Source organism: Lactonifactor longoviformis (assembly GCF_042848515.1).
In the GTDB taxonomy this organism is placed as follows: domain Bacteria; phylum Bacillota; class Clostridia; order Lachnospirales; family Lachnospiraceae; genus Lactonifactor; species Lactonifactor longoviformis.
In genome coordinates this window covers 617,697-629,165 of sequence record NZ_AP031453.1, presented here as the reverse complement: position 1 = coordinate 629,165, position 11,469 = coordinate 617,697, and the positions used below count along the sequence as shown (strand labels likewise).

At 47.0% G+C, this 11,469-nt stretch carries 11 protein-coding genes; 5 read left to right on the top strand and 6 right to left on the bottom strand.

Translation table 11 applies throughout. The annotated features are described in order from the left end of the window. Positions 1-70: 70 nt before the first annotated feature. Complete coding sequence (locus ACGHCT_RS02830; protein WP_390438091.1) at positions 71-2,641, bottom strand: cation-translocating P-type ATPase; 2,571 nt, start codon at positions 2,639-2,641, stop codon at positions 71-73. Between the two features lie 144 nt (positions 2,642-2,785). Between ACGHCT_RS02830 and ACGHCT_RS02825 the strand changes: the two genes are divergently transcribed. Next, the gene (locus ACGHCT_RS02825) at positions 2,786-3,643 is read left to right on the top strand and encodes a class I SAM-dependent methyltransferase (RefSeq protein ID WP_072854393.1); all 858 of its coding nucleotides are present in this window, start codon (positions 2,786-2,788) and stop codon (positions 3,641-3,643) included. Between the two features lie 18 nt (positions 3,644-3,661). On the opposite strand, the gene ACGHCT_RS02820 is transcribed toward ACGHCT_RS02825, so the two are convergent. Genes ACGHCT_RS02820 through ACGHCT_RS02810 form a run of 3 tightly spaced genes read right to left on the bottom strand, consistent with a single transcriptional unit; the run spans position 3,662 to position 5,238 of the window. Then, positions 3,662-3,925, bottom strand: coding sequence for a DUF1294 domain-containing protein (locus ACGHCT_RS02820; protein ID WP_072854394.1), 264 nt, complete (start codon positions 3,923-3,925; stop codon positions 3,662-3,664). Continuing rightward, entirely contained in the window at positions 3,922-4,908 is a 987-nt protein-coding gene (locus ACGHCT_RS02815; RefSeq protein ID WP_072854395.1) for a permease prefix domain 1-containing protein, read from the bottom strand. Before ACGHCT_RS02815 ends, ACGHCT_RS02820 begins: the two co-directional genes overlap by 4 nt. Beyond that, positions 4,909-5,238 (bottom strand): PadR family transcriptional regulator, encoded by a 330-nt coding sequence (locus ACGHCT_RS02810; RefSeq protein ID WP_072854396.1) that lies wholly within the window; start codon positions 5,236-5,238, stop codon positions 4,909-4,911. A gap of 230 nt (positions 5,239-5,468) precedes the next feature. Between ACGHCT_RS02810 and aroC the strand changes: the two genes are divergently transcribed. Beyond that, positions 5,469-6,575: a chorismate synthase gene (gene aroC, locus ACGHCT_RS02805; RefSeq protein WP_072854397.1), complete on the top strand. Its 1,107-nt coding sequence runs from the start codon at positions 5,469-5,471 to the stop codon at positions 6,573-6,575. A 98-nt stretch (positions 6,576-6,673) separates the two neighbouring features. After that, the gene (locus ACGHCT_RS02800; RefSeq protein ID WP_390436423.1) at positions 6,674-8,248 is read left to right on the top strand and encodes a transposase; all 1,575 of its coding nucleotides are present in this window, start codon (positions 6,674-6,676) and stop codon (positions 8,246-8,248) included. A gap of 142 nt (positions 8,249-8,390) precedes the next feature. Here ACGHCT_RS02800 and ACGHCT_RS02795 read toward each other — a convergent pair whose 3' ends face one another. Together ACGHCT_RS02795 and ACGHCT_RS02790 are read right to left on the bottom strand one after the other, a co-directional pair. Continuing rightward, entirely contained in the window at positions 8,391-9,131 is a 741-nt protein-coding gene (locus ACGHCT_RS02795; protein WP_072850471.1) for a LytTR family DNA-binding domain-containing protein, read from the bottom strand. A 13-nt stretch (positions 9,132-9,144) separates the two neighbouring features. After that, entirely contained in the window at positions 9,145-10,458 is a 1,314-nt protein-coding gene (locus ACGHCT_RS02790; protein WP_390438085.1) for a sensor histidine kinase, read from the bottom strand. Between the two features lie 196 nt (positions 10,459-10,654). On the opposite strand from ACGHCT_RS02790, the gene ACGHCT_RS02785 reads away from it, so the two are divergent. Both ACGHCT_RS02785 and ACGHCT_RS02780 read left to right on the top strand, forming a co-directional pair. After that, positions 10,655-11,254, top strand: a complete 600-nt coding sequence (locus ACGHCT_RS02785; protein WP_390438083.1) for an accessory gene regulator ArgB-like protein — start codon at positions 10,655-10,657, stop codon at positions 11,252-11,254. Positions 11,255-11,285: 31 nt separating this feature from the next. Continuing rightward, a complete protein-coding gene (locus ACGHCT_RS02780; RefSeq protein ID WP_158640990.1) occupies positions 11,286-11,450 on the top strand; it encodes a hypothetical protein in 165 nt (54 codons plus the stop codon). Positions 11,451-11,469 lie beyond the last annotated feature (19 nt).

The window sequence follows — 11,469 nt, the reverse complement described above, 5'->3', positions numbered from 1 at the left end:
TGTTTTTTCGTTTTTCTATGCATTATCATATATTATTTCCTTCATTTCGTACGTTCGTCTATCCCTCATCTCACTTTTCCTTCTTTATAAATAGAAGACGGAGCTCATGGAAAACTAAAGGGATTGCCGATACTGCCAGAAGCCAGAGCCAGGTGCTCATATCCAGTTTCACGGTCTGGAAGGCCTGAACAAAATAAGGAATCTCTGTCACCATAAACTGAAGGCCCAAACCAGCAAAGAATGCAAATATCATGAAAGGATTCTCCAGGTGATTCATCCGGAAGATGGAGCGCTCCGTATCTCTCATCCCAATGGCATGGAAAAGCTGGGAAACACCCAGCACGGTAAATGCATAGGTCTGCCCGCCTTTGTGGAAAGCATACAGCGTAATCCCGGCGATTACCATTCCGTAAAATACAGTCAAAAACCAGCCCCCGTGGGCAAACAGGCTTTCCCCCGGATCCCGGGGCGGATGGTTCATGAGCGTTTTTCTATTATTTTTGTCAACTCCCAGCGCCAGTGCGGGCAGAGAATCTGTGATCAGATTTACCCACAGAATATGACTGGCCTTAAGAGGCGTGGGCAGAGCCAGCAGCACAGCCGCAAACATGGTGATAATCTCCCCGAAGTTAGAGGACAGGAGAAACAGAATGGATTTTTTAATGTTTACATATATACTGCGCCCTTCCTCCATAGCCTTTTCGATAGTGGAAAAATTATCGTCTGTAAGAATCATATCCGCAGCGTTCTTGGCCACATCTGTACCGGATTTGCCCATGGCGATTCCAATGTCCGCGGCCTGGAGCGAGGGGGCATCATTCACCCCGTCCCCTGTCATTGCCACGATCTGTCCGTTCTTTTTAAATCCTCTGACAATTCTGACTTTGTGTTCCGGTGTTACACGGGCGAATACTCTGAGCCTTGGAATGACTTCCTCCAGTCTCTCGTCCGTCATGCGCTCCAGTTCATCTCCGCTGATGCACTGTTCCCTGGCATCAGCGATACCGATTTTATTGGCTATGGCATAGGCCGTATCCTTGTGATCGCCGGTTATCATGGCCACCTTAACGCCGGCCCGGTGGAGGATCGATACCGAATTCCTGACTGCTTCCCTGGGAGGATCCATCATCCCTGTAAGTCCGATAAAGACCAGTCCCTTCATCAGTCCTTCATCTGTAACCTCCCCGGCCCGTTCCTTCATAGCTAAAGCCAGAACCCGTAAGGCATCTCTCGCCATACTTTCCATTGCCTGGCGGATCTTCATTCTCTGTACCTGGGTCATAGGCAGAATCTTACCCCTCACCAGTATTCCGGTGCACTGCTCCAGGATGTAATCCCCGGCTCCCTTCACGTATGCAGTATTATATTTTCCGTCCCTGTGGACAGTTACCATGTATTTCTTCTGCGAATCAAAGGGAAGTTCCCCGATTCTGGGTTTTTGCTTTTCCAGAACCTCTTTCTTTACTCCCCTCTCTTTTCCCATATGGAGCAGTGCCAGCTCTGTGGGATCTCCTATCTCCTGTTCCCCAAGCTGGCTGTCATTGCATAAGAGATATCCTTCCAGAAACCTCTCGTGAAGCTGAGGGTTCAATTTCTCTGCCGGCATGATTTCACCGTTGCAGTAAACAGTAACCACCTTCATCTTATTTTCCGTTAAAGTTCCGGTTTTATCGGAGCACACCACTCCTACAGCTCCAAGGGTTTCCACTGCGGGCAGCTTCCGGATAATGGTATTCACCTTTACCATACGGGCAACCCCCAGTGCCAGAACTATGGTTACCACTGCGGGGAGTCCCTCCGGTATAGCTGCCACGGCAAGGGAAATGGCAAGGAGCAGCATCTGCAGAATATTCCGGTGCTGTACTACCCCTATCACAAAAAGACCCACGCAGAGAGCCACTGCCACTACGCTGAGTATTTTTCCCAGATCTCCCAGCCGTTTCTGAAGAGGAGTTAGCTCTCCTGTAGTTTCGTTAATCAGACCGGCGATTTTCCCCAGCTCAGTCTCCATGCCCGTAGCTACTACAATCCCCTCACCCTGGCCTTTCATAGCCTCAGTGGTCATATATGCCATGTTCTTCCTGTCAGCCATAGGAGCCTGGGCGGACATAGGCTGGTCCGTTTTTTCCACCGGCATCGACTCCCCTGTAAGGGCGGACTCATTAATCGCCAGCCCTCTGACACTAGTTATCCGAACATCAGCAGGCACCTGGCGTCCTGCTTCTATCTTTACCAGGTCTCCCGGTACTACCTGGGAGGCGGGAATCTCCTGGTATTCATTGTCCCTCTTTACAAGGGCCACCGGGGCCGCCAGCTTCTTCAGGGCTTCCATGGCTTTTCTGGCCTTCCCCTCCTGTATGACCCCTACAGCGGTATTCATGGCTATTACAACAAATATAATGATGGTATCACTGTATTCTCTCAAAAGCATTGAAATAGCTGCCGCCATAAATAAGATAAAGATCATGGGTTCATTCAGCTGCTCCAGAATCATGCCCCACACAGTCTGCCCCTTCTCCTTTTTCAGTACATTTTCCCCATACTCCTTTAAGCGGCTGCGGGCTTCCTCCTTCGGCAGTCCTCTCCTGCTGTCTGTACGGAATCTCTCTTCCAGTTCATTCACATCCTGTATCTCAAACATTCTGGCACCTCCGGTTAAAGTGGCCGGCCTCTTCCTTCAAGGCCCGGCCATTCTAGGATAATGTATGCTTGCCTTTTCAAATATAGAATAGGTATGATATAATTTGAAAAAACAGATTGATGAAAAAAAGAAAGGTAAATTATCATGTGGATAGCAGACGGTTGGAAAGATTATGAGATCATAGATACTTCAAAGGGGGAGAAGCTGGAACGGTGGGGAAAGTACCTTCTGGTCCGCCCGGATCCTCAGGTTATCTGGGATACCCCCAGAACGCATAAAGGCTGGAATAAGAGGAACGCCCACTATCACAGAAGCAAAAGCGGCGGAGGGGAATGGGAATTCTTTGATCTGCCGGATCAATGGGCAATCCATTACAGGGATCTGACATTTCACCTGAAGCCCTTCAGCTTTAAGCACACCGGACTCTTTCCGGAGCAGGCCGTCAACTGGGACTGGTTCAGCAGTAAAATAAAAAAAGCCGGACGTCCGGTCCGGGTTCTGAACTTGTTTGCCTATACCGGCGGGGCCACCATAGCGGCGGCTGCCGCAGGGGCTCAGGTAACACATGTAGATGCCTCCAAAGGAATGGTCACCTGGGCCAAGGAAAATGCCGCTGCCTCAGGGCTGAAGGACGCACCTATCCGGTGGATCGTGGATGACTGCGTCAAGTTCGTGGAAAGAGAAATCCGCAGGGGAAGACAGTATGACGCAATCATTATGGATCCGCCTTCCTACGGAAGGGGACCCAAAGGTGAGATCTGGAAAATTGAAGAGGCGATCTATCCTTTGATTCAGCTCTGTACAAAGCTGTTAAGTGATACACCTCTGTTCTTCCTGGTTAACTCTTATACGACAGGACTTGCCCCTGCTGTCCTGACTTATATGCTGGCTACAGAGCTCAAAAAGTTCCGGGGCCGGGTGGATTCCCAGGAAGTGGGACTTCCGGTTTCCTCCAGCGGCCTGGTACTGCCCTGCGGAGCCTCTGGGCGGTGGGAGGCGTAGAGCAGCCTGAACCTTATACTACCTGGCAAAGTACCAAAGCAGAACCGCTGCCTCTGCGGCCAGTATTACCGGAACGCCCAGTCGGAATTTCAGATGTTTCGTCTTATGGCGGAATACCTGCATTCCTGCCAGGGCTCCCGCGCCTCCGCCGATCGCGGTCAGAAACATAAGCGTGTGCTCCGGGATCCGGTATCTGTGATGTCTGGCCTTATATTTATCCACTCCGAAGACAATAAATGTCAGGATATTGATTCCGGCCAGATAGATAAGCTCGGGCCTCATTCTTTTTTCCCCGCCGCTGCCTGGCAGGCTGCTGAAAATGCGCCGAAAAGGATTCCCACCACGGGAAACAGAATCCACGCCGTTTTCCACATGCCAAAGCAAAATCCTGCAATCAGGAAGGCTGCTGCAGTCAGGGGCCAAACCACAGAAGCTACTGCACCGATGATTCGGTTTTCCCTTTTATGGGTCTGCGCGTAATTATCCATTTGCAGCAGCTTTTTGTATGCATCCTCCCTGGTTCCAGCCAGGATGAGGAGATTGACTCCTGCCGCGATTACGATGAGCATGACACAGATACTGTACCCTGCCGCCGTGTCCCCGAACATCCCTGCCACGAATAAGATTACAGGGGATATCACACACAGCAGGACACCGAATACAATATAAATCCGATTGGCATCTTTTATCTCCAGGGCCTCCCGGCCGAGAATCTGCCTTGTAGTTTTTCCCAGAGAGAATTCTCCCTGATCAATGAATTTATAAGCGTCCATCTTCATACCGCTGTTTACAAAAAGTCCTACGGCAGGCACAAGGAAAATGAAAAAAGACAGGACCGGCATATATTCCCTGACCGGTTTCGGAACTCCCATACCCAGAATACGGATCTCAAAAAGCTGCGCTAAAAATATAAGCACTGAGGCCCCGAAAAGAATGAGCGTTACCCCAAAAGCTACGTGCCTCCCCTCTCTGTGGGCGTCATGAATGTACATCCGGGTTTCCTCCAGAGATAAAAGAATACTCTCCTCTGCAGGCTCTTCCTCTGTGCCCTCCGGGGAAAGGCCGAGTTCGCTAAACAGCTCATCAATATTGCCAAACTCTGAGATTACCCTCCCCACTGCCTCATTTTCAGAGGCACCCTCTTCTTTTAACTCCTGATATTTATCCTCCATACTGGCCAGCAGATCTTCTTTCACTCTGCGGACCTCGGGAGAGTCCGGCAGACTCTGAAACATAGTGTCCAGATAATTTTTTATTGTCTCCATCTATACATCCCTCCTGATAAAATGATTGACCACGTCCTTTGTCAGCTCCCACTCTTCACACTTGCTGCGGTAATATGTCCTGCCCGCGTCTGTTACGCTGTAATACGTACGCCTTTTCCCCTGGGTGGCATTCCCATAATAAGAAGTGATAAACCCATGTTTCTCTAATCGGGTAAACGCTGAGTATAATGTAGTTTCCTTCATAATGTACCGCCCGCCTGTAATCTCCCGGATATTTCTGGATATCTCATATCCGTAGGAATCTCCGTCTAACAGAAGATATAGAATCATAGTGTCGTTGTATCCCCGTATGACGTCACTGCTAATCATCTTCATGCCTCCTGCCCTTATAATTCTATACTACGGCTGTCGTAGTACTTCTGACGTAGTAATCATACCACAATTACTACGTCAGGTAAAGTAATATTGCAAATTTTAAGAAGAAAATTATTTCCTCCGTTCACAGAAAAGTATTTTTTATGGTATTATGGAACAGAAAGACATAAGATACCGGCAGTCCGGTGCATGTATTGCAGAATCAAAATCAGGAGGAATTTATTATGTATGGATCTACATTTGGCAATATATTAAAGATAAGTACCTGGGGAGAATCTCATGGTGCAGGACTGGGCGTAGTCGTAGACGGATGCCCGGCCGGCCTTCCCCTGTCAGAGGAGGATGTGCAGCGTTATCTGAATCGGAGAAAACCCGGCCAGTCCCGATACGCAACCCCGCGCAGGGAAGAGGATGCGGCAGAGATCCTGTCCGGAGTATTCGAAGGGAAAACAACCGGAACTCCTATTTCCATGATGATTCGCAATAAAGATCAGCGCTCCCGGGATTACAGTGAGATCGCGGGCTACTACCGCCCCGGCCACGCAGATTATAATTATGATCAGAAATACGGGTTCCGGGATTACCGGGGGGGAGGACGCTCTTCAGGAAGGGAGACCATAGGCAGAGTAGCTGCAGGTGCCATTGCGTCAAAAATTTTGGAACAGCTGGGGATTACCCTCTCCACCTATACCCTGTCTATCGGTCCGGTGGCTATTGACAAAGGCCAATTTGACGAAACAGCAATTTGGGAAAACCCCTTCTATATGCCTGATAAAGCCGCTGCCCTAAAGGCTGAGGAATATCTGAAAACCTGTATGAAAGATCACAATTCTTCGGGAGGCATGATCGAATGTATTATCAAGAATGTACCGGGCGGACTTGGGGAGCCGGCTTTTGAAAAACTGGATGCCAATCTGGGCAAAGCCATATTCTCCATCGGAGCTGTCAAAGCAGTAGAAATCGGTGACGGCCTCCAGGCAGCCGAGGCCACGGGTCTTACCAATAATGACCCCTACGCCTGCGATACAAAAGGCAGTGTGAGAAAGCTGAGCAATCACGCAGGGGGAATCACCGGAGGTATCAGCGACGGCTGCAATACAGACATTATCCTTCGAGCCGCCATAAAACCGACTCCCTCAATCGCAGCCCCTCAGCAAACGGTGAACAGAGATGGCGAAAACATAGAAATAACAATAAAAGGACGCCATGATCCCGTTATTGTTCCCAGAGCTGTTGTAGTTGTGGAGTCCATGGCAGCACTAGTGATTGCGGATGCGCTGCTTGGAAGCATGACGTCCCGCATGGACAAAATCATAAAATTCTTCCGCTGAGCCAAAAAGGGGCTGTGAAAAAAGTCCCGTAAAAAAAGAACGCTTTCAGGTATACAAACCTGGAGGCGTTCTTCTTTTTGTGGTAAAATTAATCTACTATGAACAATAATACCGAGAAATATTATACCGCAAAACAGGGAAGGCTGCCACTGTTTTTTTCGGATTGTCTGGATCTCTGTGATCCAGTATTAGCATTTGACAGAATCATGGAGGAGATTGGAATAGAAAGATATCTTAGGCCAGAGCCCTCACATAAACTGGGCCGGCCCGGATATAATCGGGTCAACATGCTAAAGACAGTCCTGTTCGGCTTTATGGACACTGGATACGCTTCCCTTCGGGAATTAGAAGACCGATGCAAAGTCAACATCCGTTACATGTACCTGATGGATCATGAAACTCCCAGTTACCGTGCCTTCAGTTATTTTATCAATGAAGAGATCAAGGAATCTGCCCAGGATATTTTTAAGGCAGTCATGTCCTATATCCAGACAGCGGAGGGAATCGATTTGCAGCATCTGTATATAGATGGCTCAAAATTCGAGGCAAATGCAAACAAGTATACCTGGGTATGGAAAAAAGCCACGGAAAAATCGAGATACCGTCTGTTCGGCAAGATTACCACACTGCTTACAGAAATGAACGAAACGCTGGCATACACAGGGCTGAAAATTGAAACCAATGTAGAATACACCCCGGACAGCCTGGAGGTCATTTTGTCCAGGTATGAATTCTTCTGCCATATCGACGAGGACACATTTGTATACGGCCGGGGACATCGGAAGAGCCAGGAGCAGCGTTACTACGAACGTTTAAAGGAATATATCGGAAAGCTTTCGGAATACGTGGAAAAGATCCGGATATGCGAGCCTGACCGGAACAGCTATGCGAAGACGGACCATGGCGCGACCTTCATGCGGATGAAAAAGGACTATATGGGAAATGACCAGCTCCTTCCTGCATACAACATACAGATCGGAGTGGCTGACGAGTACATTGCGGTGGTAGATGTCATGCAGTACCGGTCCGACATGGACTGCTTTGTGCCACTGATGGAAAAGTTCCATGAGTTATACGGTTTCTACCCGAAATATCCGGTAGCGGATGCAGGGTATGGATCCTTTAATAACTATCTGTTCTGCCAGGACCATAGGATGGAAAAGTTCATGAAATTCCCCATGTATAAGAAAGAGACAACAGACGAAAAGTACCATGAAGACCCGTTGCGTGCAGTGAATTTTAAGACAGACCCGGAAGGGAACCTAATCTGTCCAAACGGGAGGAAGTTCCACTTTGCATACCGAAAACCAGTGAAAGGGAACCAATACGGCAGGCAGGAAGAGTACTATACCTGCGAGGACTGCAGTGGCTGCCCCTATGCAGAAAAATGCAAGAGAACAGAAAAGAACAGGACAGTGCGGATTAATGCGGAATTAAGCGCCATGCATCAGGAGGTATTGGATAATCTTCAGAGTATCCATGGGGCGTTGCTCCGCATGAACCGCTCCATCCAGGCAGAAGGGACATTTGGAATCATCAAATACGACCGAAGGTATAAGCGAATTGTAAGAAGAGGACTGGATTCGGTAAGAGTAGAGATATTTCTTGTTTCTATCGGCCATAATCTCTATAAAATCTATAATAAGCAGATGAGACTCCGGGAAGTGGCTTAAAGAAGAAAGAGCGCACGTTTGTTGGGGTAAGGGGGATTATGCGCTTTTTACTGCTTTTTTCTTACGCTTTCCACAAAATAAAGAGGGGCTGAAAAAATGGAGTTAGAGCAACTCCATTTTTTCACAGCCCCTTTTTGAGCTATCAGACTCCTAAAAGTTCGGAAAGTTTTCTTATCTGCCTCGCAGAAACCGGGCAGACGCTTCCGTCCTCCATAGAGATCATCCGGGCTTTCTTATCTACCTTCCGGATATATTCTCTATTTATCAGATAGGCCTTATGACAGCGGAAAAATCGGTCGTCCATAGATGTCTCCAGCTCATTCAGTTTTTGATAGGTTTCATAGATCGTACTACAGGTATGTATCCTCACTTTGTGGGATCCTGAAAGCGTTTCTACAAATATGATTTCATGAAACGGAACCGAGAATATTCTGCTGGATATCTTTACAGTAAGGACTTTTCTGGATGTTTCCAGCCTCTGCGTGTGACGGCTGTGTACCAATTCCAGGCATTGCACCAGCCTCTCCTTCAGCTGAAGAGGGTTATCCTTCAGGATAAAATCCGTGGCTGTTACCTGATAGGTTAAAGCCATTAAGCTGAGTTCCGAATGTGAGGTGATAAAAATGATATATCCCTGGGGATCCACCTCTCTTATCTTTTTCGCCAGATCCAGACCATTGATATCTGAATGCAGCTCGATATCTAAAAAATAAACGGCTGTCTGGGGCTTTGCTGTCACCTGTTTTAGAAGCTCATTGGGATCCGGGGATGCAAGCACCAGCTCCATTTCCAGGTTTTCATGAAATAATAAGTAGTTTTTAATAACCGTCTGGTAATTCAGAAGAAGCACCGGTTCATCTTCACAGAGGTAGATGGGCAGCATATAAATCACTCCTTTATCTTTCGCACGGTATTTCCAGTTTCTGGCTGAATATGTGTTCCTTGTACTCTGTATTCAGAAGCGCCGAAGGGTATTTCTCCAAAAGCTTGTTTACATTGGAAAGGCCGATTCCTCTGTTCTCACCCTTTGTGCTGTATCCCGGTGTGCCCAGGCGGCCCATGGACAGATTCTCCGTGTCACAGGAATTCTTAATCAGAAAGATACACCTGTCTTCCTCCTGCAGAATTCCAATGTACAGTTCCCGCTTATCTGAGATGGCGGCCGCCTCCAGGGCATTGTCCAGAAAAATTCCAAGAATACGGGTGAGGTCTATCATATCCATGGATACCCGTTCCACTTTGTAAGGAATATCCACAGACAGGGAGAGTTCTTGGGTAATGGCCTGAATTACCTTTGTATATAGAAGGCTTTTAAGTTCCAGAATCCCCATATTAGACAAGATCCCTACCGAATATGATTTCTGTCCCAGCTCCTGCCCGGTTGGCAGGATTCGTTCATTAAAATATGTATGCAGCCCTTCATAATCCTTTTCCTCTAAAAAACAGCTCATAGTCGTAAGAATATTCGTATAGTCATGTTTAAACGCCCGCATCTGGTTGTACAGACTCTCCAGATTCTGTGTATATCCTTCCAGCGCCTCTAAGCGTTCCAGCTTATGTTTGGCAGCCTCCTCCTTTTTTATGCTGAAAATAGAAAACGAAAACAACACTGAGGAAAGCACGAAATAGGCAATAAATAATATACCGTTAAATGAAACCACCTCGGCCGGATATCCGAGTCTGTCCCCATAGATGATATTAAACACAAACAGTACCACACATATGGCTAGATTCAGACATATAGCAAGAATATTCAGTCGGTTAAACTGTATGTCCTGTATCTTAATCTTATTTCGCAGAAAGTACCCCAGCAGCCAGGTGGCAATGCCGCTCACTGCCATAAATAGCAGAGAAAACGGCAGTAGATACGTGGTGGCCAGTGCACTCACCTCCAGGCCAAGCAGCCTATCGGCGCCGATCAGAAGGATATAATTTATCATAATAGAAATAATATAACCGCAAAGGGAGCAGATACAAGCCAGCAGCCTGTGCCCCTTCTGCGTTATCATTAGGAATATAAAAATAATGGACAGAGAAACAATAGTCCCAGCCTGTCCGATACGGGGAAATACCAGGATAGACATAAAGAACAGCACTGCAAAAAGGATTCCCCTGTGAAGCAGCCGGGGTTTTCCGGGAAGCGGGTTGGTGCAAACTAAAATCAAAGTGGCCATAGACAATACGGCGTTAGTCAAAATGTTTACGTTCATAATAACTCTCCTTCTCAAGTCAGATGTAGATGCCATGTTTTTCCTTCTAACATTAAATACGAAACGTTCAGGGTAATAATTACGCTTTTTATGCATAAAACTGCAAAATTAGAATAATATATGATAGTATCTCATTAGAGAGTAATGGATAAAGGAGTATTTGTCAATTAATGGCTGCAAAGGAAATAGTGAGTGGATGAATATAAAAACTTTAAGCCGCCAGCTCGCGGGACAAGTTGCCGTCAGCCAGAGGGACAAGGCTGTCAGAGGGGACAGTGTTAAGGTTGTGGCATATGGGCTGGAATTAATTATAGATACTCTCATCAAATTTATCCTTATACTCGGCTGTGCATCAGCAGTAGGTTTGGGACAGGAAGTACTGCTTGCACTGGCAGTGTTTTGGAGCATGCGCTCCCAAGCAGGGGGATACCACATGAGGACGAGTGCAGGTTGTACATTCATGATGATCGCACTTTGTGGTATCTCCGCTGTTGTAAGTAAGTTTCTGAGGTGGAACTCTGTATTCCTGATTCTGTCCGTCTTCTTTGTTCTGGTTCTGTTATATTGGTCAGCACCCTGTGATACCAAGAACAATCCAATTTCTAAAATATCCATACGAAAGAAAATGAAGAGAAATGCACTTATAGTTATGAGCTTCTGGGGCATCATAGCTCTGATAAGTTCTGCAGATTCTGTGAAGGGACTGATTATGATTCCGTGTATCTGGGAATCTCTTACCATTCTTCCTTACAGAAAGCTATTCGGCAGAAAAGCCAACTCTGTTTCTGGGGGATAGAGAATTTTAGTAAAAAAGGAGACATAAGAAAATGCATACGTTACATAATTTTAAATCATTTGTCACAGAAAAAGTTGAGGAGTTTGCTCTCTATGTAGCCATTAAATCCGTGGGGGAAAGTGTTCCGTGGAACTTTGGAGAAATTTTGCCTGATGAGGAAGCCATGGACACAATCAAAAAAATGAAAAAGGAATAAGCACTGCTGCTGTCATAAG